Genomic DNA, 24052 nt, shown 5'->3' with positions numbered 1-24052 from the left:
GACACCGGAAGAACCGGCGTAAGTTCTGGCCTGTCCCGCCTTCACCAAAAGTGCGACCGGCCAAGGTATGGCGGTCAGAGCCTCCCACGCTCTGGCCGCCGCTTTCTCAGGACGTGAACCCATGCAGAGCCTTTTACGTTTCCTTCCTATTCTTGACTGGGGTCGCCGGTATAGCCGTGCGTCGCTGTCGAATGATCTGATCGCGGCTGTAATCGTCACGATCATGCTGATCCCACAGTCCTTGGCCTATGCCTTGCTGGCAGGGCTGCCGCCCGAGGCCGGGATCTATGCTTCGATATTGCCGATCGTCCTTTATGCGGTTTTTGGCACCAGTCGGGCGTTGGCGGTGGGGCCTGTCGCGGTAGTGTCACTGCTGACAGCCAGCGCTGTGGGGCAGGTGGCCGAGCAGGGCACAGCTGGATACATGGTGGCGGCACTGACGCTGGCTTTCCTGTCGGGTGGGTTTCTGGTGCTGATGGGCGTTTTTCGACTGGGCTTTCTGGCCAATTTCCTCAGCCATCCTGTCATCGCAGGTTTCATTACCGCATCGGGCATCCTGATCGCGACCAGCCAGTTAAAGCACATTCTGGGTGTCAGCGCCCATGGGCATACTCTGCCAGGGATGCTGGGCTCAATCTTCGAAAACCTCGGGCAAACCAATTGGCTGACGGTAATCATCGGCGTGCTGGCCACTGCGTTCCTGTTTTGGGTGCGCAAGAACCTCAAGCCCGCGTTGCGGCGCATGGGGGTACCGCCCCTGCTGGCTGACGTGCTGACCAAGGCCGGACCAGTGGCTGCCGTGGTGGTGACCACAGGGGTCGTCTGGGGGTTCGGGCTGGATGTGCGGGGCGTCAAGATTGTTGGCGACGTGCCCCAGAACCTTTCGCCGCTGACTTTGCCGGGGCTGTCCTCGGACCTCATCGGTGCATTGCTGGTGCCAGCGATCCTGATCTCGATCATCGGTTTTGTCGAAAGCATCTCGGTTGCGCAGACGCTGGCTGCCAAGAAACGCCAGCGCGTGGACCCCGATCAGGAGTTGATCGGTCTGGGTGCAGCAAACCTGGGCGCGGCGTTTACCGGCGGCTTTCCGGTCACCGGTGGGTTCTCACGCTCGGTGGTGAACTTCGATGCGGGGGCGGAAACTCCAGCGGCAGGCATTTATACCGCTGGTGGTCTGGCGATTGCTGCACTGTTCCTGACACCTCTGGTCTACTTCCTGCCCAAGGCCACGCTGGCCGCGACGATCATTGTTGCGGTGCTGAGCCTTGTGGACCTGTCGATCCTGAAAAAGACATGGGGATATTCGCGCGCCGATTTTACCGCCGTAGCCGCCACCATCGTCCTGACTTTGCTGGCCGGGGTCGAAACTGGCGTGGCCAGCGGCGTAGCGATTTCGATCCTTTTGCATCTCTACAAAACCTCGCGCCCGCATGTGGCCGAGGTCGGGCTTGTGCCGGGTACGCAACACTTCCGTAACATCAATCGCCACAAGGTCGCCACCGAGCCGTCACTGGTGACACTGCGGGTGGATGAAAGCCTGTATTTCGTGAACGCCCGTTTCCTCGAAGACCTTATTCAGGCGCGAGTGACCGAAGGCTGCGAAATCCGCAACGTGGTTTTAATGTTCTCGGCGGTGAACGAGGTCGACTTTTCAGCCCTCGAAAGCCTTGAGGCCATTAACCATCGCCTGCGTGACATGGGTGTCGGTCTGCACCTGTCCGAAGTCAAGGGCCCCGTCATGGACCGTCTGAAACAATCGCATTTCCTCGACGACCTCAACGGGCAAATCTTTCTGGCCCAGTACGACGCTTGGCAGCGGTTGACCGCGCCAGAGAGGGTGAGAACGGCGGCAGAGTAACAGGAGCCGCCGCATTCAGATAAGCGCCCCTTGGGTTATGCTGATCGTGGTGCAGATCACCTCAGCGCATAACAAAGGGGTTCGACATCGGCTTGTCCGATGTATTCAGCCAAACGGTCTTGGTTCGCGTGTAATCGTGAATGGCCTCTATTCCCGCTTCCCTGCCATAACCGGATTGGTTGAAGCCGCCAAAGGGCGCGATGGGTGAGACGGCGCGGTAGGTGTTGATCCAGCAGATGCCCGATTGCAGGCGGGATGAAACACGATGAGCACGGGCGACATTTTCGGTGAAGATACCCGAACCAAGCCCGAATGGCGTGTCATTGGCCAGGTTGATTGCCTCTTCTTCAGTGTCGAAGGGTAGCAAGGACATGACGGGACCGAACATTTCGACCTTCAGGGTCTCTGTCTCGGCACTGGTGCATTCCACCAGCGTTGGGGCCATGAAATGACCTGACCGATCCAGTGGTGCGCCTCCGAAACGAATACGGGCGCCCTGTTCCTTGGCCTTGGCCAGCGTCGCCTGAATTCTGACAATCTGGGCGTTTGTGCACAGCGGGCCAATATGGGTTTCAGGTTCCAATGGATCGCCGATGACTATACCCGTCATCTTTTCTTCGATTTTGGCGATAAGAGATTCCATAAGAGGACGATGGATCAGCCCGCGCGATCCTGCGACGCAGCTTTGACCTGAGGCGCCGAAATTGCCCGCGATCAGTCCGTTGGCCGCACCATCCAGATTGGCATCATCGAATACTATGATCGGGGATTTTCCACCCAATTCCAACGTGGTTACGGCAAAGTTCTCAGCCGAGTTGCGCACCACATGACGCGCCGTTTCCGGGCCGCCAGTGAATGCGATCCGGTCTACGTCAGGATGTCGGGTGAGAGGGATCGCACAGTTTTCTGCGTCCCCGGTAATGACGGAAACGACGCCGGGTGGGAATCCCGCTTTGTCGATCAAGCGGGCAAATTCCAGCATTGGGGCGGGCGCAACCTCTGACGCCTTCAGCACAACAGAGCACCCCGCGGCCAGAGCTGGCCCAAGCTTGGTAGCCGTGAGAAACATCTGCGCGTTCCAGGGGACAATTGCGACCACCACGCCAATGGGCTCGCGCCGCGTAAAGACATGCATGTCCGGTTTGTCGATCGGCAGGACCGCGCCTTCGATTTTGTCCGCCAACCCCGCATAGTAGCGGTAGTAATCGCCGACATATGCCGTTTGGGTCGCGGTTTCCGCCAGTAGCTTACCACTGTCCTTCGTCTCGATCTCGCCAAGGTGTCCTGCGTTCTGTTCGATCAGTTCTGCAAGCCGGAACAACAGTTTGCCGCGTGCAGTTTGCGTCATGTCCCGCCACGCCGGATCATCAAGTGACCGGCGCGCCGCGGAAACGGCGCGCTCTACGTCTTCGGCTGCGGCACAGGCGAAACTGGCCCATTCCTCGCCCGTTGCCGGATTCAACGAGGCCATCACTTGCCCACGTGCGCCTTCGGTCCAAGTGCCGTCGATAAATAGCTGGTAATGTGGCTTCTGGTGCATTGCGGCCCCTCACTGAAACTTTGGCATTACATCGTCGATGAAACGGGCAAGCGATGCGCGTTTGCGTTCGAAGCTCATGCCGCTGTCAATCCAAAACGAGTATTCATCATATCCAAGGTCTTCATAGCGTTTCAGACGTTCTGTTACCCCGTCCGCCGTGCCGATTGTCAGATCGCGCGCCAGATTTTCGGGTGCCATCATTGCGTTGGCTGCCATTTCTTCTTCGGTTAGCGCCTGAATCAATCCCTGTTGGACTGGTCGCTTGTTTTGGAACCACGCGCCGAAATAGTTGTAAAACCGGGACAAATCCCGCGCAGCCTGATCCAGTTCAGTGTCATCGCGCCCGACATAGGTGTGGTGAAGCAGCATGATCTTCGGGCGCGCTCCGCCGTGATTGGCGCAGGCGGTCTCAAAGCGAGTCATCAGTGTCTCAATTTCTTCGATACCTTGCCACAGCGGGGTGACCTGAATGTTGAACCCGTTCTGAACGCCGAATTCGTGGCTGTTCGGATCCCGCGCGGCAATCCAGATGGGCGGGCCGCCGGGTTGCACCGGCTTTGGGGCCGAACTGGTGGCGGGAAACTGAAAGAACTCTCCGTCATGCGCGCAGTCGCCTTCCCATAATTTGGGCAGCAGAGGAGCGATCTCTCGCATTCGCTGACCGGCGGCCCATGCGTCCAGACCGGGCATAAGCCGCTCGTATTCATAAGAGTAGGCACCGCGCGCTATGCCCAGCTCGATCCGGCCGCCGGTCATGAGATCCGCTGCGGCTGTCTCGCCCGCCAGTTTGATCGGGTGCCAGAACGGCGCGATCACAGTGCCGGTGCCAAGGCGCACGTTTTTGGTATGATGCGCGATGTCCACCAGCGACATCAGCGGGTTGGGTGCGATAGTGAAATCCATCCCGTGATGTTCACCAGTCCAGACCGCACGCATCCCTGCCTGATCAGCCATCTTGCACAGCTCGATGAACTCTTCATACAATTTCTCATGCGGCTCTTCGGGGCCCAGCCGTTCCATATGGGCAAAAAGGGAAAACTCCATTCTTCAGGTCCTTTCCGACAGGCTGTGCACATCGCCCCGCTGGGCGTCACCCAGATAAAGCGAGAAATTGCGGGTTCGGCTTTCCAGCGCAAAACGAGCCATCATTGTGGCGATGGGTGCTGACGCGTATGGCAGGGTCGCCAGTTCTTTGATTGCGATCTCCTGAAGCGTGCCATGCCGGGGCAGGGACGGCGCAGACGCAAGAATGTAAACATGATGCGTGTTGGCATCGTCATAGACGGAATACGCAACCCCAAGGCGTGCATCGACACCTTTAGCCGTCAGGTCTTGCACAAGGCTGTTTCGCAAATCTTGCCGATCTGACAGCGTGACTTGCGGCGGACGGAAACCGGCTTCTGTTCTCTCCAGCAAGACGTGCCCGTCCTGTTCGATGATTGCGCCGCAGACCACGTTTCGCCCGGATGGTTCCAGCGCGCCACGTTCCAGCCCGAGGCTGAAATACTGCCCGTTCGCATAGCCAAGCCCGGGGGCATCGTCCTGAGAATACGTTTCGACCTGACCGATCAAAACGCAATGGTCCCCGGCTTCGACAACCTGATGAGTACGGCAGGAAAACGTTGCGACTGCCCCTCTGATCAAAGGGACGTCGTGCGTATCAAAGCAGTGATCGACTTTGGCAAATCGATCACCTTTGAACCCGGCAAACGTATTGGATACATCTTCCTGCCCCTCGGCCAGAATGTTCACCGCGAAACGGGCGCAGGTTGCGAATTCGTGATAAGAAGACAGGTTTTTTCCCGGACAAACCAAAAGCAGCGGCGGGTCGAGAGAAACCGAAGTGAAGGAATTGGCCGTGAAGCCGAGTGGATTGCCTGTGTCATCGCGCGTCGTCACAACCGTCACACCGGTCATGAACCGTCCAAAAGCACGACGAAGGTCACGAGGATCAAGCGCGGTCATTGGCGCAGCTCACTCAGAAAGCTGGAAATGGCGGCGTTGACCTGAGGTGCATGCGTCATTGGCATCATATGTGCAGCGCCTTCAATGATTTGCGCGCGTCCGTTCATTGCGGTGTCCGCCATGGCGCGTGACATCTCCGGGGTCGAATTGGGTTCAAGACTGCCGGTTAGAAAAAGCGCCGGGCAGCTTAGTTTCTCCAACGCGTCGCGCTGAGGGCTCTGACTGTGGGCGAAGACGGAATAGGCCGTTTTATACGCAGCCGGGTCCATCGCCGTCAGCCAACTACGGCAGGCATCGCGCTCGGCCGAGGCGACGTCTCCGAACCATCGATGCAATGTGCTGGTGGGATCAGCGATCGTCTTGCCATCCAGCTGCGCCGCACGGTCGCGCACGGTCTGTGCCGCATTCGCGTCTCTCTCAAAAACCGCGTTCAATGCGACGATCCCACATACCCGGTCTGACGCTTTGGCGGCAAGATCCAGCGCGATCATGGTCCCCATCGAGTGGCCCACCAAAACGACCGGACCACTCAGGCAGTCCAGAACACCCCGTGCCGCTTCGGTGTACGCCGACAACCCCAACCTCATGTCAGCCAAAGGGCTGTTTCCATGTCCGGGCATGTCCGGAGCGGTCATGCAACCTTCAGAAGCCAGCCCGTCCAATTGCGCGCCCCAGGCTTCAGCCCGCAAGCCAACACCATGCAACAGAAGGATATTCTGACCCGAACCGGTCTGGATGGCCGCCAGCCCGCCGATCTCAGACCGCGGCCGGGTTGTCCAGGTCATGGCCCAAATCCTTAAGATCCTGATAGCGGTCACCGATACGGTGGTGCGGTCTGCCCGAGGTTGCTGCGCCTAATACGACCACAACTTCGTCATCGCGCGGTGCGTCAGAAATCGAGAACTGAATTGTCAGGTAGTGCGACCTCCGCCCAGCATCGTTTTTATCCATCAACGGCACCATGATCGGTGCGTTTGCCGGGCCACGTGTGTTGGTGAACGCCAGATAGGATTTCGCGCCGACGGCCTCTCGGTAGTGATTACCAAATCGCAAGGTGTGAATAAGGCCCGAAGCGTGCTCGACCTCACCATTCAGCCCGACCACAGCGGCTTTGCCATAGGCTTCGATTGCCTCTCCACTCCCGGCCAGTTTGATCATGCGTTTCGTCATCATCTCACCCAGAACAGGGCCATAGGCTTGTATCTCGGGTTTAAGGTCTTCCACAAACCGTCCTGCCCAGGGGTTGTGAACCACTGCGGCCACGGCAAACATGCGCCATGGGGTTTTGGCGGCTTGGAAGCCCTCGACAAGGACCTCCTCATCGTAGGTGACAATCTTACGTATTTCCGGTTGCATCAAAGCTCTCCTGTCGCGCTCGCAAACGTTAAAAACGGACAGGGTTTTTGACAAATGATTGAATTATGTGCTTTGCCATTAAAAAGACTAATGGACAGCTTGACCAAATGGGTAAATCTCTTCCACCACTGACCTGGTTCCGATCCTTCGAGGCGGCTGCACGAACGCTTAGCTTTACGGCGGCTGCCGAAGAGATTGGGTTGACGCAATCGGCGGTCAGTCAGCAGGTGAAATCGCTCGAAATGCGTTTGGGGACAGCTCTTTTTGTGAGGCACCCCAGAAGCTTGGCGCTGACGGATGCGGGGCGTAAACTATTGCCCGAGGTTGGCAGCGCGCTTGAAGCGCTTGCCGCGGCTGCCGGGCGCGTGGACGCCAGTGCCTCCGGAGACATCTTGACTGTCGCCACGTCTGTTAGCATCGCTCATTGGGTTATTGCCCCATACCTGTCAGATTTTACCAGACGCCATCCTGAAGTACGCGTTCGGCTTCTCAGTGCGATCTGGCCCGATGATTTCCACGCGTCTCACGCTGATGTTCAGGTTCGGTTCGGGTCAAAGAAACAGGTAGGGCATGGCGCTGTCCGACTGATACCTGACCGGCTGGTTGCTGTGAAATCCCCGGCAGTCGCAGGAGACGTGTTTGACCTGCCGCTGATCGAGGCTGTCGGGACATCAAGTGGGTGGGGCACATGGTTTGAAAAACAGGGCTTGCGCCGCCAACCCGGTGTTTTTGTCGATACATTTGGGATGGCCCTGCAACTGGCCGTTCATGGTAGCGGTGTCGCCTTGGTCAGCGAATTACTGACGACCCATGCGATTGCCGCGGGTCTGGTCGTACGCGTGCATGAATGTTCGGTGGACAGCAACGAAGGGTACTACCTTTCGTCCAACGCTGCCAATCCGGCTGCCCGGTTGTTTCACGACTGGCTGTTGGCGTTGGTTGCAGAACAGGCCTCGAATACCGTCAACGTCCCTGATTGACGTCAGACGTTGGTTGACAGTGTTCCACCGATGGGATCACGTCAACGGGCCTAAACTCAGGGGAGAAGTATGCAGGTCATCACCAATCCACATCGGGCGGGCCAAAAGCTTGCACCGTCTGCGCCGTATCCTTCTACAAATGCTGCCCGTGTTGAAGATTTGCTTTCTCAGTGCCCTGTCGCGAAAGAAACGCCATTGGTGGATGTTGGGAAACTGGCCCCTGTAGCCCAGCTTTGGGTGAAGGATGAGCGGGCGCGGATGAACCTTGGTTCGTTCAAAGCTTTAGGGGCGGCCTATGTAATTGCGCGTCATGCGGCCGAGAGGACAGGTGAGCCGGGTGAACAAACTCTGGCAGGCGCAACCTATGTGACCGCCAGCGCCGGGAACCACGGCATGAGTGTTGCGGCGGGTGCCAGAATTTTCGGTGCGAAAGCCGTTGTTTACATTGCTGAAACTGTGCCCGAAACCTTTGCGGAACGTCTCAAAGGCCAAAAAGCCGAAGTTGTTCGAAGTGGTGCTGACTATGCCGCCAGCATGGAGGCCGCGAGAATGGCTGCCGACGAAAACGGTTGGATATTGCTGTCGGACAGTTCGTGGGAAGGATATTATGACCTGCCATGGACGCTTATGGAAGGCTATCTGCAAATGGCGGCAGAGGCTGTCAGGCAGTGTCCCGAGGTTCCGACGCATATTCTGTTGCAGGCAGGCGTGGGCGGGCTGGCCGGTGCCGTTGCTGCCTATGCACGAAACATCTGGGGCGACGCACCGAAGATCGTTGTGGTTGAACCCGAAGCGGCACCCGCGTTGCAGGCCAGCTTAGCCGCCGGAAAATGTGTTTTCGCGGATGGCCCTGACAGCATTATGGGGCGTCTGGACTGCAAGGAACCATCGTTGATCGCGTTAAACGGATTGGCTCGCGACGCAGACCTGTTCCTGACCCTGTCAGACGACGATGTGGCGGCAAAGCTTGACGCAATGGCAAAGGCCGGGCTGGCCACCACGGCGTCCGGCGGGGCAGGCCTTGCGGCAGTGATGAACGAAACCGCGCGGAAAGCCATAGGGATCGACGAACACTCACGCGTTTTGTGCTTTCTGTCGGAGATCGCGGAATGAGGGGGTTCGATCAGGCAGAATTCGAGGCGCGCACCAAACGCGCGCAGGAGCTGATGCGAGCCGCGGATATATCGGCGCTGCTGCTGACGACAGAAACTGATGTGCGCTACTTTACCGGCTATCTGACCCGATTTTGGGAAAGCCCAACCCGGCCATGGTTTCTGGTGGTACCGGCCACGGGCAAACCGGTGGCCGTGATCCCTTCGATCGGGGCCGCGCTCATGGGGCAGACCTGGATCGATGACATCCGAACCTGGAGTGCGCCCGACTTGCAAGACGACGGTATCTCGCTTCTGGCCGACGTCCTGGCCGAACTGACGCCCGTTTCGGGCAATATCGGGGTGCCGGATGGTCATGAGACACACGTGCGGATGCCCATGGCGGACATTGAACGCTTGCGCGGCGCTCTCGGTTCGCGTCGCATTACCGGTGATCAGAGTATCCTGCGCCGGTTGCGCATGATCAAATCCGAGGCTGAAATTACGAAGATCCAAACCGCCTGCGATATCGCTGGACGCGCGTTCGCCCGCGTGCCCGAGGTTGCCCGCGCAGGAGTGCCTTTGGACATGGTTTTTCGCCGGTTCCAGATGCTCTGCCTTGAGGAAGAGGCCGATTGGGTGCCGTATCTTGCAGGCGGGGCAGAGCAGGGCGGTTACAGTGATGTAATATCACCTGCAACTTCGGCGCCGTTGGAACCTGGCGACGTGCTTATGCTGGATACAGGTCTGGTTTGGGATGGCTACTTCTGTGATTTTGATCGCAATTGGTCCGTCGGCCCAGCCCGGTCCGAGGTGAGATCAGCGCACGCCAGACTGGTAGAAGCCTCGGATGCCGCGCTCGAGATCGCACGGCCCGGTGCTACTGCCTCGGATTTGTTTCATGCCATGAACACGGTTCTGACCAAAGAGGCGGAAGGCACAGATGCGGGGCGGTTGGGTCATGGGTTGGGGATGTCACTGACAGAGTGGCCGTCCCTTATCCCGGCAGACCAGACCATGCTGGAACCCGGCATGGTTTTGACGTTGGAGCCGGGCATCGCCGTTGGTACAAAAATACTTGTCCATGAAGAAAACATTGTCATCACCGAAGGCACCCCACGTTTTCTAAGCCCACGCATAGGGCCAGAGGTGATCGAGATATGACCCGGATCCATTACGCTCTTGATGAAGACGATCCCAAGGCCACCCCGCTTGGTCTGATCGTGTTGCAGACAGATGAAACGTTGGAGCCCGAATTCAGCTCGTATTTTTCGGACCGCAAGTATCCAATTTACGTGACGCGTATTCCCAGCGGGATTGAGGTGACGACGGAAAGCCTTGCGGAAATGGAGCGGGCACTGCCAGCTGCCGCCGGATTGCTGCCCAGTGCGCGATCTTATCGCGTTGTCGGGTATGGGTGCACGTCTGCAAGCTCGGTTATCGGGTCCGACCGTGTGGCAGAACTTGTCAAGCAGACCTGTCAGGCTGCCGAGGTTACAAACCCTTTGCGTGCTGCTTTGGCCTGTGCGCGACACTTGGATGTTTCGAAATTCGCGCTGCTGTCGCCCTATATTGAAGAGGTAAACCTTCCCCTGCGCCGGGCCTTTGCCCAAGGCGGAGTGGAGATGGATGTTTTTGGGACATTCGGGGAATCAGAAGAAGCCAAAGTTGTTCGGATTTCGGTGCAATCCGTCATCGACGCTGCCACAGAACTGGGCTCGGACCCGTCGGTTGATGCGGTTTTTCTAAGTTGCACAAACCTTCGCACGCAACAGGCTATTCCCGAGATTTGCGCGCGTATCGGCAAGCCGGTTCTGTCCAGTAATCAAAGTCTTGCGTGGCATATGCGTGCTCTGAACGAAGCCGGGTGAGCTGTTAAATCCCGATATTGTGTAACAAAATCAGGATTCACTGTTGCAATGTGAACATCGCTTGGTCTTAACTAACGGCTACAGATCAATGAAATCCGCAGAAGACGGATAATCATTTGACGTAACAGGGGGTCTTGTGGCCGATACAATGAACGACGCCGCGTTTGTCGAATTCCAACGCGTACAGAAGTCTTATGACGGCGAGAACCTCGTCGTAAAAGACCTAAACCTTGCAATGCCCAAAGGTGAGTTTCTAACAATGCTTGGGCCGTCAGGCTCGGGCAAGACGACTTGCCTTATGATGCTCGCCGGATTTGAAACCGCCACGCATGGTGAAATCCTCCTGGGCGGCAAGCCCATCAACAATATCCCGCCGCACAAGCGCGGTATTGGCATGGTTTTTCAGAACTACGCTTTGTTCCCGCATATGACGGTGGCCGAAAACCTGTCGTTTCCACTGGAAGTCCGTAAACTGGGCAAGTCGGAGCGGGATGAAAAGGTCAAGCGCGCACTGGATATGGTTCAGATGGGCGCCTTTGGTGGCCGACGTCCTGCTCAGCTGTCGGGCGGGCAACAACAGCGGATTGCTCTGGCTCGTGCCTTGGTATTCGAACCCGAACTGGTCTTGATGGACGAGCCATTGGGGGCATTGGACAAGCAGCTGCGTGAACATATGCAGTTCGAAATCACGCGTCTGGCCCATGAGCTTGGGATCACAACAGTCTACGTGACCCACGACCAGACCGAAGCGCTGACCATGTCAGATCGGGTGGCTGTATTTGATGACGGCCGCATTCAACAGCTGGCGCCGCCTGATCAGCTTTACGAAGAGCCGGAAAACAGTTTTGTCGCGCAATTCATTGGTGAAAACAACACGTTGGAAGGTGTTGTTAAATCAATTGACGGCGACACTTGCGTCGTACGTCTGGATGATGGCTCGGAAATCGACGCGGTTCCGATCAACGTCCACAGCGCAGGCGACCGGACCAAAGTTTCGATCCGCCCTGAACGTGTGGAATTCAACAAAGACCGACTGCATGCTGACGCGCATACTTTGAAAGCAAGGGTCGAAGAGTTCATTTACATGGGCGACGTATTCCGGTTCCGCATGTCCGTTGCCGGAAACAACGAATTCATCGCCAAAACTCGAAATGCGCCTGACGCCGTACGCCTGACCCCAGGTCAAGAGATCGAGATCGGCTGGCTGGCACAGGATTGTCGTGCGCTCGACGCATAGACCAAACCGCGCGGGACAAGCGCGGTTAAGCTGAGGGACCGGCCGGTGAAAACCCGTGCATCGGCTGACCACCACATAAAACGGGATGAACTGGGAGTAACACATGAAACCAACCAAGATCATGCTCACTGCGGCTGCGATTGCGACGGCTGCGGGCACTGTTTCAGCCGAGGAGATGACCATCGTTTCCTGGGGCGGTGCCTATTCAAAGTCGCAGTTGAAGGCGTATCACGAGCCCTATTCGGAAAAGACCGGCATCACCATTCTGAACGATGACAGCTCGGCCGAAGCCGTTGCCAAACTGCGCGCAATGAACGAAGCGGGCAACATCACATGGGATGTGGTAGATGTTGTGGCCGCTGACGCGATCCGTCTTTGCGACGAAGGTCTGGCCCTCGAGATCGATTTCGACAGCCAGTTGGCCGCAGCTCCGGATGGCACGCCCGCCTCTGAGGATTTCGGCGACCTGCTGGTCAGCGACTGCTTTATCCCGCAGATCGTCTATTCGACCACATTCGGCTACCGCACTGATCTGGTCGGTGACACCCCGCCGACCGACATCTGTGCAGTGTTCGATCTGGAAACCTATCCGGGCAAACGTTCGCTGGAGAAGCGTCCGATCAACAACATGGAATGGGCGCTGCTATGTGATGGTGTCGCCAAGGATGATGTCTATGACGTTCTGGCGACTTCGGAAGGTCAGGATCAGGCCTTGGCCAAGCTGGGCACCATCAAAGACAGCGTTGTCTGGTGGTCTGCTGGTGCGGACACGCCACAACTGCTGGCTGACGGCGAAGTCATCATGGGTTCGACCTATAACGGCCGTCTGTTCAGCGTGATTGAAGAGCAGAAACAGCCGGTTGCAATGCTGTGGGACGCGCAGGTGTTCGATCTGGATGGCTGGATCATTCCTGCCGGTCTGAGTGATGAGCGCAAGCAGCGCGCGCTGGACTATATCATGTTCGCAACCGACACTCAGCGTCTGGCGGATCAGGCCAAGTACATCTCGTACGGTCCGGCCCGCGCCTCGTCGGCTCCGCTGGTAGGTCAGCACGCCGATCTGGGGATCGACATGGCCCCGCATATGCCGACCGATCCGGAAAACGCCAAGAACACGTTCTTGTATAACTACGAGTTCTGGGCGGATTACCGTGATGACATCGACGCCAAATTCCAGGCGTGGCTGGCGCAATGAGCGTCTGATTTCATGACACAGTCGGGGGCGGTGCGCCGCCCCTGAACCAAGACAGATCCAAGGGGCTCCAATGACTGACGCAAGCCAAAACGCCGGACCCATGCTGGCAGCGGATGGAACACCGCTCAAGCTATCGCTGGCACGCTCGTTGCGGCGGCAAAAGCTGCGTGCCTTGCTGTTGATCGCTCCTTTGCTTCTGTTCGTTCTGTTTTCCTTTATTGTTCCAATAGCTGCGATGCTATTCCGTTCAGTAGAAAACAACATCGTCTCTGACACTCTGCCTCTTACCGTCGAGGCGCTTCAAAACTGGGATGAACAGTCTGGAGAATTGCCGGGCGAGGGCGTGTATGATGCCTTTGTGCGGGACATGATTGTTGCGATTGACAATAAAGAGCACACACGGCTTGGTTCGCGTTTGAACTACGAAGAAACCGGTATGTCTTCGATGTTCCGCAAGTCAGGTCGTCAGATCAAGAAACTGGATCCTGAAACGGATGGTCCGTTTAAAGAGCAACTAATAGATATTCACGACGGATGGGGCGATACACAAACGTGGCGCGTGATCAAAACCCATTCGCCGAAGATCACCAACGGGTATTTTCTGAACGCGGTAGATATGCGCAGAACCCCCGACGGCGCGCAGGCACAACCCGAAGACAAGCAAATCCTTGTTAAGCTGTTCGGTCGAACGCTGTTTATGTCTCTGGTAATAACGGGTGCCTGTATCCTGCTGGCTTATCCGGTCAGCTATTTGCTGGCGACGTTGCCGATGCGTGTCTCAAATCTGCTGATGATCCTTGTGCTTCTGCCGTTCTGGACGTCACTGTTGGTGCGGACGTCGGCGTGGAAGGTGATGCTGCAACAGCAAGGCGTGATCAACGAAACGCTGGTCTGGCTGGGGTTGGTGGCTGACGATGCACGACTGGTGATCATCAATAACCAGATCGGTACGATCACCGCAATGACGCATATCCTGCTGCCATTCATGATCCTGCCCATGTATTCGGTGATGCAGACCATTCCGGAATCCTACACGCGTGCCGCGAAATCCATGGGTGCGACCAACTGGACGACGTTCTGGCGCATCTACTTCCCGCAATCTATTCCGGGTATCGGCGCGGGTTCAATCCTCGTGTTCATTTTGGCGATTGGCTACTACATCACGCCTGAAATCGTGGGCGGTACCAAAGGTGTCTTCATCTCGAACCGGATCGCCTATCACATCTCGTCCTCACTGAACTGGGGACTGGCGGCGGCGCTGGGAACGATACTTCTGGCGGTCGTTCTGCTGCTCTACTGGGTCTACGACAAGATCGTGGGCATTGATAACGTGAAGCTGGGATAATCGACATGGCCGCACTTACTCCGATATCCCGTAAACCTATGTCGATGGTTCTGCCCAGCGTTGCATTGGCCGGAGCATTCGCTGGTATCTTTGTCGGCGCCGGAAACGGCTCGGTCCTGCTAGGGATCGTGGGCGGTGCCATCGTGATTGCCGGACTGGCATGGATTTACATTAACATTCTAAAGAATGAGCAGTTGGCCCGCTGGATCAATATCCTCGGCTTTGGCATCGCGGGCTTTTTGATGTCCGGCCCAATGGGGGGAGTACTTGGCCTGTTGGGGGGCTGGTTCTTCGCCTGGTTTACTTATTGGTTGTACGAAGGGCGATACCGGCGCAAGCTGTTGCCGTACCTGACCGCGCAGCAGGTGTTTTACCACTACCTGTTCCGGGTGATCTGCGGTGCGATCTTCGTCTTCCTGATCACACCGATCCTTGTGGTCTTGCCGCTGTCGTTCAACGCACAGGACTTTTTTACCTTCACGCCCGAGATGTTGCGGCTTGACCCTGAAGGGTATTCGCTGAAGCACTACCGCGATTTCTTTACCAACAATGAATGGCAACGCAGCTTCAAGAACTCGCTGATCATTGCCCCGATTGCCACAATCATCTCGGTCTCGCTTGGCACCTTGGCGGCCATTGGTCTCAGCCAGAGCCACGTCCCCGGCCGCCGTGCTATCATGGGTATCCTGATTTCGCCGATGATCGTTCCGCTGATCATCTCGGCCACTGGCATGTTCTTTTTCTACAGCGATATCGGTCGGTTCCTTGAAGGCACGCTGGGCATGAACAAGAACTTTGTGGGCTATCTGAAAGTCATCCTGGCGCACGCCGTTCTGGGTATCCCGTTCGTGATCATCACTGTGACCGCCACGCTTGTGAGCTTTGATCGTTCACTGACGCGTGCGGCTGCCAACATGGGGGCAGGGCCGGTGCGGACCTTCTTCAAGATCCAGATGCCGCTGATCCTGCCGGGTGTGATTTCGGGTGGTCTGTTCGCCTTCATCACCTCGTTCGACGAAGTTGTGGTGGTTCTGTTCGTGGGCTCGGCCAGTCAGAAGACTCTGCCGTGGCAGATGTTCACGGGCCTGCGGGAACAGATCAGCCCGACCATTCTGGCGGTTGCGACGATCCTTGTGGTTCTGTCGATTGCGTTACTGACCACGGTTGAGTTGCTGCGTCGTCGGTCCGAACGTTTGCGGGGGCTTTCACCCGCTTGACGGAGCATTCTGTCTGATCTAACGATTCTCGTGTTCATCTCCGCTGCGATGGCGTCGCGGCGTTTAAGGGGATGATCGGCTCTCGGACCCCGAGACCGCCTGTCCTGAACGCCGGGACATGTGGCCGGGATTTGTCGCCCGGCAAAGATGAGAGACCAAGTGATGACCGACACAACAAAACGCCCCGAATTCTTTACCTGTCACAATGGTGACAAAGCGCCTTTGCCGTTCAGCAAGGGTGAGTATGATCGCCGTCTCAGCAGGCTTCGCAGCATTATGGCCGCACGTGATATTCCTGCGGTTCTGCTGACATCAATGCAAAATATCGCCTACTACTCGGGCTTTCTGTATTGTTCCTTTGGCCGTCCGTATGGCTGTGTGGTCACCCAAGAGGCCTGCACCACCGTTTCGGCCAACATCGACGCCGGGCAACCGTGGCGCCGGTCAGTCGAAGACAACGTGATTTATACTGACTGGAAGCGCGACAACTATTGGCGTGCGGTTGCAAGCCTGATCGGCAATGTTAAGCGGATCGGCATTGAAGGTGACCACATGACGCTGGCCGCCCGCGACACCGCCCTGCGGATGCTGGGTACCCCCGAACTGGTTGACATCGCGCCGGATACAATGACCGCGCGCATGGTCAAATCCGCCGAAGAGATTGAATTGATCAAGGGTGGGGCACGCACCGCGGACGTTGGCGGGGCGGCAATCCATGCGGCCATCCGTGAAGGCGCAACTGAGATCGAGATTGCCATGGCGGGCCGTGACGCAATGGAAGAGGAAATCGCGCGCGCTTATCCAGACGCCGAATATCGCGACACCTGGGTTTGGTTCCAGTCCGGGCTGAACACCGATGGCGCACATAACCCGGTTACAAAACGCGCTCTGCAAAAAGGCGATATCCTGTCGCTGAACACTTTCCCGATGATCTCAGGCTATTACACCGCGCTGGAACGTACCCTGTTTCTGGGCGAGCCGGACGCTGACAGCCTGCGCCTTTGGAAGGCCAATGTGGCGGCCCATGAACTGGGCCTGAGCCTGATCAAACCCGGTGCGACCTGTTCAGGCATCACCGCCGAGATCAACCGTTTCTTTGCCGATGAGGGGCTGCTGCAATACCGCTCGTTCGGGTATGGCCACTCGTTCGGCATTCTCAGCCACTATTACGGGCGCGAGGCCGGTCTGGAACTGCGCGAGGATATCGACACCGTGCTGGAACCTGGCATGGTCGTTTCAATCGAGCCCATGCTGTGGATCCCCGAAGGGCAACCCGGTGCAGGGGGCTACCGCGAGCATGATATTCTGGTGGTTGGCGAAGATGGGGCCGAAAACATTACCGGCTTCCCATATGGGCCCGGCCACAACATCATCGGTGCCTGATACAAAGAAGGGGGAACATACGTTCCCCCTTCATTTTTCGCGACCGGCGCGTTCGTGAAAGATGAAACCCAGGAAATTCAACAATAGCTGCGCAGCCAGAATCTGCGTGCTTTCGCTGGGGTCATAGGCTGGTGCCACTTCGACAAGGTCGATGCCGACGACATTGCCGCGTTTAGCGAGGCCCTGAAGGATTTCCAGTACGTCATAATACAGAAATCCGCCATGGCTGGGTGTCCCGGTCCCCGCCGCGATAGAGGGGCAAAAGGCGTCGATATCTATTGTCACATAGTACCGAGCACCTTCAGGAATGCGTTCAAGAACGCCCCCGGTTCCCAGCTTTCTCACCTGACGCACGGACAGGATGTCTGATCCACGTGCGCGTGCGTCCTCGTATCCTTCCTTGGCGGTTGACGAGACGTTCCGAATGCCCAACTGGGTCATCCCCGAGACATAGTCTTTCTCGATCGCCCGTCGCATGGGGTTGCCGTGGCCATTGGTGACACCGTGACGCTCGTCCACGAAATCCAGATGCGCATCGATTTGAACCACGTGGATCGGGCCATTTTGTGCACAATCATATTCAAACGCGGAAATGCAGGGAATGTTGACAGAGTGATCGCCGCCGATCACAAGCGGCAGCGCCCCGGCGAACAGAATTTTGCGAACACCATAGGCGATGTTTTCGTGGCTGACCTCGGTCTTTGTGTGGACGATATCTGCATCCCCCAAATCCACGATGCGCACGGAACTGTCCAGATAGGTAGCATCGTCTTCGTGGTCATAAGCACCGGCATGTCCAAAACTGAACAGGGTCGAAGCCTCGCGCACGGCCCGAGGGCCGAATCTTGCCCCGGCGCGCCATTGGGTGCCGAAATCAAAGGGGGCACCTAGGACACAAACATCCGCATCAATTTTGTCCCAATCCTCGACATACGGAGATTTTCCAAAGGTCGATATTCCAACGAAAGGTAGGTTCAGTCGTCCTGACGCATATCCATGATCCTGCATTATCAATCCTTTCGCTGGTCATGCCGCCTTGCGTGCAATTGAACATGAGAAGGCGGTGCAATGAAATTAATTTTCTTCGATCAAACCATGTCTGGCGTTCAGACAGGTCTGATCCGGTGCATTCTTTCCGTTTAGCTGTTGGTCGTTTCGCCACAAACGAAAATTCAGAGGGGCAAGCTGTGGTCCCGCAAAATCGTTCACGGCAGCGCGTGATTTTGCGAGCGATACACAGGCCCGGCGAAACGCTGTTGTCATGGGCGCAGGTGTTCTATTTCCGACGGCTCATACATTACACCTGCCGCACAAGTTGCGAGCCGGGCGCAATCGTTGGCGGTGCACTGTTCAGGGCGTCACGCGCGAAACCGGCGGCAGCTTTGTATTTGGCCATGAAACTGGCCCTTTCAGCCAAGGGAATGACCGTTTCAATATCGTCGAACACACCGGCACAGCGGTCGTTGACCAAATTCAACAGGCCAAAAGGCCCGGCACCCCGATTGCGAAGGACAAGGTCTGACACCGGACCGCACAGCGTGTCATCATAAGCCACCAGCGCGGTTGAACCCACGCCATGCTTGAGCAAGCTGGCCCCCAAAACGCGGGCGTCCATGATCGCCTGGCTGGCCCCATTCGAACCGGTGGGGTACATCGGATGGGCGGCGTCTCCGATCAAGGCAACCGGCCCGTCAACCCACGTTTCAACCGGATCGCGGTCGATCATCGGGTTTTCGTATGTCACACCCGCACCGCGGATCAGAGCTGGAACATCCAGCCAGTCATAGGTCCATCCGTCAAAATGGTGCGCAAAATCCTTGGCCTCAACCTGCCGGAACCATCCGGTTGCCGCATGCGCGGCCGGGTCATCGTGGGTGACTTCGGCAATCCAGTTTATCAGCGCCAAGCCGGTTTCGGGGTCGGGGTGCGAGATCGGGTAGATCACCATTCGTTTCTTATGCGTACCCAGTCCGACAAAGGAGGAACCCGTGCGCACAGGCTTTGCCAGTGTTGTGCCGCGCCACATGACGGCACCTCCCCAATGGATCGGAGGTTGGCTTGGATGCATTTGGGCGCGGATGGCTGAATGGATACCGTCGGCACCGATCAGAATGGCACCGGTTTCGCGGTTAGCCCCCTCGTCAGTTTGCAGCCGCACTGTAACCGTCCCGTCCGCATTGATCTGGTACCCAGTGGCCCGAGCGCCAAGGCGTACGGCATCCGGGCCTGCGCGTTCGACAAACCGCTTGTAAAGCGCCATGTGAAACGCGCCGCGATGCACCGCGTATTGCGGCCAGTTGTAACCGGCAAAAGTTCCGCGCGGTTCCGAATAAATCTCATGCCCATTCAAACCAACAAGCGCCCATTCCCGCGCTGGGACGCCAAACTCGTCCAAATCCCGAGCCGTGAAACCCAGATCGTACAACTCACGCACGGCGTTGGGTTGCAGGTTTATCCCGACACCCAGGGGGCGCGGGTGCCTAACGCTTTCAAAGACGGTGCAGTCGATGCCAATCTGATGCAGTGTCAGCGCCAGCGACAACCCGGCAATACCACCGCCCGCGATCAGCACTTTTGGATTTGTCATGTTGCCTGCCTTTCTGTCCGACTGGCGATGGGTATTGGTTGTCGATAATCGGCGCGTGTGGATCAAGCCTCAACCGCAAATGCGTTTGATCCGTTTCGGGGATGGATGAAGGCTCGCGGCGTTGCGCAGCCGCGCCCGTAGGCAGATCAGAGCGGTATCAATCGTCGTTTGCATGAACCCATGCGCCATCGCCGCGCTGTCACCCTGTTTCAGCTTTCGGCGAGCGGATTGCCAAGTGTTCAGTGCGTCCGAAATCGCATTGCATGTCCAATGCTCGGCTTCTTGTGCAACAAATTCGGCGATGGCGTCACCCGCAGGCCCTGCGGCCAGACGTGTTGCCAGCATACGCGCGTGTATGCCGTTGGCCCCTTCGTAAATCGAGGTAATTCGGGCATCACGATAGGTCTGCTCCAGCCGGTATTCGCGCAAATAGCCATAGCCGCCCAGAACCTGCATACCCAATTCGGCGGCCTTGATACCGGCGTCGGAGCAATAGACCTTGGCAACCGGGGTCAGAAAATCGACCAGGTCAGGCGATGTGCCCCGTTCCATTGTGACAAATGCAAGATGTGCAAGACTGCGGCTACTGACCGCCAGCCAATCGATTTGATCCAGCATGCGGCGGATGTCGGCATGTTGATCCAGTGTTGCCGGTTTACCGTCGGGATTGCGTCCCTGCACCCTTTCACTGGCATAAGTACTGGCAATGTCATAAGCCCGCGCGGCGTGCGCGACGCCCTGTAGGGCGACATCAAGCCGGGCGTGGTTCATCATGGTGAACATGGCCATCAGACCTTCACCCTCGGCCCCAATCAATTCGGCTTTGGCACCATCAAATGCCAGCTGGCACGTGGGCGAGGCATGCAGGCCCATCTTTTCCTCGATGCGCGTTACGGTAGCTTGGTTGCGGCTGCCGTCTGTGCAGGAGCTGGGGCATAGAAACAGCGATAAACCTCTGACGCCGTCATCGGACGTGCGCGCAAGCACAAGATGCAGGATGTGATCGCTCATGTCCTGGTCACCGCCAGAGATAAAGATTTTTCCGCCCGTGACCTTCCAGCCATCCTCGGCAGGTTCCGCCCGGCAGCGCACGCGTGAAAGGTCAGATCCGGCCCCGGGTTCGGTCAGGCACATGGTGGCCAGAGTTTCACCCGAGGCCAGAGACGGAATGTACCGGTATTGCTGATCCTCTGTGCCAAAGCGCAACAAGGTACGCACCGCGCCCGGAACCAACCCCGTAACCATCTGAAGGCTGTGGTTTGCGCCCGAAAAAACCTCGGACGTGATGGCCAGCATCAAGGCTCCAAGCCCTTGACCGCCATATTCCTCAGGCACGGTGAGAGAGGGCCAGCCCTGTTCCGAATACGTGGCATAAACTTGGGCAAAGCCAGCCGGCATGGATACGCGACCGTTTTCCAGCGTGCATCCCTGCCTGTCTCCCGGCTCGTCCAGCGGGGCAATTTCACCTTGTGCGAAGGCGGCAAAATGTTCGCCGATCTCACCAGCCAGGTCAGCGTCCCAGTCTGGAAGCTCGGTAGCCCGGGCTACGTGGTTCAACGTGAATAAGATGTCCGTAAGCGGGGCTTCGAATGGCTTCATGATCATATCACCCGACAGCTGGTAAGTTCGGCGGTCACGACGCGGCCCGGTTCTGGCGGTTTGGCACTGTCGAATCTCAAAGTGACTGGGTAGGGACGCGATGGGGCAGGGGGCAGCATCACGGGGTCAGTCCCAGCAGGCGCGCGGCATTGCCTTTGATGATGTCCGGGCGCAGTTCGTCCTTGATATTGATCTTCTCGAAATCCGACAGCCAGCGTTCAGGAGTGATCATTGGCCAGTCGGACCCAAACAGAACCTTTTTCCTGAGGATCGAGTTGCAGTATTTCACCAGGATCTCGGGGAAGTACTTTGGTGACCAACCGGACAGGTCGATATAGACGTTGGGCTTGTGCTGCGCCACGGACAGAGCCTCTTCCTGCCAGGGAAATGACGGGTGGGCGAGGATAATCTTCATATCCGGAAAATCGACGGCGACGTCATCCATGAACATCGGGTTCGAGTATTTAAGCCGCATTCCGTTACCGCCGCGCATGCCCGAACCGACACCGGTCTGGCCTGTGTGAAACAGGGCGATGCAGCCTTCCTCGGCGATTGCTTCGTAAAGGTCATAAGCCATGCGGTCATTGGGGTAGAACCCCTGCATCGTCGGATGAAACTTGAACCCTTTGATACCAAATTCGCGGATCAGGCGGCGCGCCTCGCGTGCGCCCATCTTGCCCTTGTGCGGATCAATTGACGCAAACGGGATCAGCACGTCGTCATTTTCCGCCGCCAATGCGGCAACTTCTTCGTTCTTGTAGCGCCGATAGCCGGTTTCCCGCTCGGCATCGACCGGGAAGATCACCGCGGCTATGTTTTGCTCGCGATAGTGCTGTGCAGTTTCGGGAACCGTAGGCGGATGGCTCCACGGCGCGCCAAAGTAGTTGGCCATGGTTGCCTGCAGGTCGTCATAGCCGTCATCCGAGTGGCACCCGCAGGGTTCTTCAGCGTGGGTGTGAATGTCGATTGCGCGAACCTTGGAGATATCGACCATCTGTTCGTTCCTTTCTCAGATCTTTATGATTGCCGGATCGGCGTCGTCATAAAGACGCTCAAGTAAATTTTGCCGGCGTGTCAGTATCTTGCGGAAATTGAGGTTCCCCTTGGCGGTCATTTCGCCCTCGGGCATCGAGGCGGGCTCGCTAAGGACAATGGCGCGCCCGACCCGTGTGGAGCTGCCCGATAACTCGCGGGCGCGCTCTGCCAGGCGGCGGTGAATTTCGCCTTGCAGCAATTTGCAGCAGTAGGCGCCACTGTCGTCGTTCAGGTCAAATCCTTCCCGCTTCAGCTCGGCGACATCGGGAAAGACCATGACGCCGATCTCATTTCTGTCGGCACCTGTAATGACCAGATCTGAGGCAAGAGGCGCAAGACAGGTCAACAAGTCCATCCTCAATTGTGCGGCCCGCACCCATGTTCCGGTCAGCAATTTGAAATCCTCGGATATCCGGCCGTCGAATTTCATACCTTTGTTTACGTCCTGCGGGTCGATGAACCGCATGGCGTCGCCGGTAATGAAAAACCCTTCTTCATCGAAAACGCTGGCTGTCTTGCCCGGCTCGTTGAAGTACCCGGGCATCACGTTTGGCCCTTTGATGCGCATTTCGCATCGCATGTCTTCATCCGGTATCAGCTTGAGTGTCACGCCGTTCATCGGAACGCCAACAACCCCGGAACGATCAATGGGCTCGGACTGCATCATTGTGGCGGGCGCTGTCTCGGTCAGTCCCCAGGATGAGGTCATCAGCGGTATCTCACCTTTGACATCCAGCACCATCTGTTCAAATTCAGACCAGATGTCCTGTGGCAGTGAAGCGCCCGCATAAAAGATCAGATCAAGTTCTTCGAAGAACCGCTGACGCAATTCGCCATCCCGCTGCAATGCGCCCAGCAGCATGCCGTAACCTACGGGAACATTGAAGCTGAGCGTGCCGGTGACCATGGACAGGTTTTCCAGCGTCCGCTCAAACAGACCAGCTACCGGTTTGCCGTCGTCGATGTAGAAGCTTCCGCCGTTGGCGAGCATCATGTTGAAATTATGTGATCCGCCAAAGACGTGGTTCCATGGCAGCCAATCGACCACACGGGGCGGACGCGTGCGCAGAAATGGCAACGCGTCGGCCAGCATGGTCTGGTTCACACACATCATGCGTTGGGTCGTGATGACCCCCTTCGGGGCCGAGGTTGAACCGCTGGTCATCAGGATCTTGGCGACGGAATCGGGGCCAACCAGTTCATAGGCGGCCGCAAGATCGACACTGACATCCCCTTTGAGAAGTTCGTCGAACGCTGTGACCTGACTGTTCCTGCCTTGTCGGCTGGCTACGATTTCGACCCCTTGAAGCGCATCCAGTTCCAGCGCCTCTCGGTATTGATCCCCATCGACGACATAGGCCATCTTCGGGCGCACCAGTTCGATGGCATGGCGCAGGCGGCCGTGCGCGCCATGGATCAACGCGTACTGCTCAGCCACGGGGGCTGTTGGTATGCCGATATACTGAGCAGCAAGGCTTAGCAGACCGTGATCGACACCGTTACCGCTCATGATCAGGATCGGTGTGTCAGGCCCCATCCCACGCCCCAATAGCGAGCTTGCGATGGCTCGCACCTTTTCAAGCGTGGTCGCATAGCTTTCCTTGCGCCATCCCGCGCCGCTGCGTTCAGCAATGAACGTGCGGTCAGGCGCGTCCGAGGCCCAGGCGTGCAGCCAGACACCGGTTTTGTCGACGACAGGACCAAGAGTGTGGTTCGATTTTAGCAGGATGGAGCCGTCGGCCCGATCTTCGCGCGAAACAGAATGCACCAGGTATTCCGATGTGCGTTGCATG

General features: G+C 57.4%; 20 protein-coding genes. 10 read left to right on the top strand and 10 right to left on the bottom strand.

The window, feature by feature from the left end; genetic code table 11:
• The first annotated feature begins 121 nt into the window (after positions 1–121).
• Positions 122–1858: a SulP family inorganic anion transporter gene (locus tag ACR0ES_RS09345; RefSeq protein ID WP_480870376.1), complete on the top strand. Its 1737-nt coding sequence runs from the start codon at positions 122–124 to the stop codon at positions 1856–1858.
• Between the two features lie 61 nt (positions 1859–1919).
• On the opposite strand, the gene ACR0ES_RS09340 is transcribed toward ACR0ES_RS09345, so the two are convergent.
• From ACR0ES_RS09340 to ACR0ES_RS09320, 5 genes are read right to left on the bottom strand one after another with little or no spacing between them, the layout of a single operon-like run.
• Positions 1920–3398, bottom strand: coding sequence for an aldehyde dehydrogenase (locus ACR0ES_RS09340; protein WP_480870373.1), 1479 nt, complete (start codon positions 3396–3398; stop codon positions 1920–1922).
• A 9-nt stretch (positions 3399–3407) separates the two neighbouring features.
• The gene (locus ACR0ES_RS09335) at positions 3408–4442 is read right to left on the bottom strand and encodes an LLM class flavin-dependent oxidoreductase (RefSeq protein ID WP_480870370.1); all 1035 of its coding nucleotides are present in this window, start codon (positions 4440–4442) and stop codon (positions 3408–3410) included.
• A gap of 3 nt (positions 4443–4445) precedes the next feature.
• Positions 4446–5363: a flavin reductase family protein gene (locus ACR0ES_RS09330; protein WP_480481720.1), complete on the bottom strand. Its 918-nt coding sequence runs from the start codon at positions 5361–5363 to the stop codon at positions 4446–4448.
• A complete protein-coding gene (locus tag ACR0ES_RS09325; protein ID WP_480481718.1) occupies positions 5360–6148 on the bottom strand; it encodes an alpha/beta fold hydrolase in 789 nt (262 codons plus the stop codon). The genes ACR0ES_RS09330 and ACR0ES_RS09325 overlap by 4 nt, the downstream gene beginning before the upstream one ends.
• A complete protein-coding gene (locus ACR0ES_RS09320) occupies positions 6120–6719 on the bottom strand; it encodes an amino acid synthesis family protein (protein WP_480481716.1) in 600 nt (199 codons plus the stop codon). The genes ACR0ES_RS09325 and ACR0ES_RS09320 overlap by 29 nt, the downstream gene beginning before the upstream one ends.
• 107 nt (positions 6720–6826) lie before the next feature.
• Between ACR0ES_RS09320 and ACR0ES_RS09315 the strand changes: the two genes are divergently transcribed.
• From ACR0ES_RS09315 to ACR0ES_RS09275, 9 genes are all read left to right on the top strand, one after another.
• Complete coding sequence (locus tag ACR0ES_RS09315; protein ID WP_480481714.1) at positions 6827–7699, top strand: LysR family transcriptional regulator; 873 nt, start codon at positions 6827–6829, stop codon at positions 7697–7699.
• A gap of 69 nt (positions 7700–7768) precedes the next feature.
• Positions 7769–8812 carry a pyridoxal-phosphate dependent enzyme gene (locus ACR0ES_RS09310; RefSeq protein ID WP_480557413.1) on the top strand — a complete coding sequence of 348 codons (1044 nt, stop codon included), beginning with the start codon at positions 7769–7771 and terminating at the stop codon, positions 8810–8812.
• Positions 8809–9954, top strand: a complete 1146-nt coding sequence (locus ACR0ES_RS09305; RefSeq protein ID WP_480870367.1) for a M24 family metallopeptidase — start codon at positions 8809–8811, stop codon at positions 9952–9954. Before ACR0ES_RS09310 ends, ACR0ES_RS09305 begins: the two co-directional genes overlap by 4 nt.
• Positions 9951–10661, top strand: a complete 711-nt coding sequence (locus ACR0ES_RS09300) for a maleate cis-trans isomerase family protein (protein ID WP_480870364.1) — start codon at positions 9951–9953, stop codon at positions 10659–10661. Before ACR0ES_RS09305 ends, ACR0ES_RS09300 begins: the two co-directional genes overlap by 4 nt.
• A 136-nt stretch (positions 10662–10797) precedes the next feature.
• Entirely contained in the window at positions 10798–11898 is a 1101-nt protein-coding gene (locus ACR0ES_RS09295) for an ABC transporter ATP-binding protein (RefSeq protein ID WP_480486135.1), read from the top strand.
• 103 nt (positions 11899–12001) lie between these two features.
• Entirely contained in the window at positions 12002–13093 is a 1092-nt protein-coding gene (locus tag ACR0ES_RS09290; protein ID WP_480481704.1) for an extracellular solute-binding protein, read from the top strand.
• Positions 13094–13163: 70 nt separating this feature from the next.
• Entirely contained in the window at positions 13164–14438 is a 1275-nt protein-coding gene (locus tag ACR0ES_RS09285; RefSeq protein WP_209504364.1) for an ABC transporter permease, read from the top strand.
• 5 nt (positions 14439–14443) lie between these two features.
• Positions 14444–15655, top strand: a complete 1212-nt coding sequence (locus tag ACR0ES_RS09280) for an ABC transporter permease (protein ID WP_267365892.1) — start codon at positions 14444–14446, stop codon at positions 15653–15655.
• 162 nt (positions 15656–15817) lie between these two features.
• Positions 15818–17038 (top strand): aminopeptidase P family protein, encoded by a 1221-nt coding sequence (locus tag ACR0ES_RS09275; RefSeq protein ID WP_480773529.1) that lies wholly within the window; start codon positions 15818–15820, stop codon positions 17036–17038.
• Between the two features lie 30 nt (positions 17039–17068).
• On the opposite strand, the gene speB is transcribed toward ACR0ES_RS09275, so the two are convergent.
• The 5 genes from speB to ACR0ES_RS09250 all read right to left on the bottom strand — a co-directional run bounded on the left by speB (position 17069) and on the right by ACR0ES_RS09250 (position 24051).
• Entirely contained in the window at positions 17069–18046 is a 978-nt protein-coding gene (speB, locus tag ACR0ES_RS09270) for an agmatinase (RefSeq protein ID WP_480486129.1), read from the bottom strand.
• A gap of 289 nt (positions 18047–18335) precedes the next feature.
• Positions 18336–19625, bottom strand: coding sequence for a flavin-dependent oxidoreductase (locus ACR0ES_RS09265; protein ID WP_480773530.1), 1290 nt, complete (start codon positions 19623–19625; stop codon positions 18336–18338).
• 69 nt (positions 19626–19694) lie between these two features.
• Positions 19695–21224, bottom strand: a complete 1530-nt coding sequence (locus ACR0ES_RS09260) for an acyl-CoA dehydrogenase family protein (RefSeq protein WP_480773531.1) — start codon at positions 21222–21224, stop codon at positions 19695–19697.
• 118 nt (positions 21225–21342) lie between these two features.
• The gene (locus ACR0ES_RS09255; protein WP_480486123.1) at positions 21343–22218 is read right to left on the bottom strand and encodes an amidohydrolase family protein; all 876 of its coding nucleotides are present in this window, start codon (positions 22216–22218) and stop codon (positions 21343–21345) included.
• 15 nt (positions 22219–22233) lie between these two features.
• Positions 22234–24051, bottom strand: coding sequence for a feruloyl-CoA synthase (locus tag ACR0ES_RS09250; protein WP_480870361.1), 1818 nt, complete (start codon positions 24049–24051; stop codon positions 22234–22236).
• Position 24052: the final 1 nt, after the last annotated feature.

It is taken from the genome of Ruegeria sp. N7, assembly GCF_056531345.1.
Note: the sequence above shows the minus strand (reverse complement) of the source record. Positions and strands in the feature narration are given on the sequence as shown.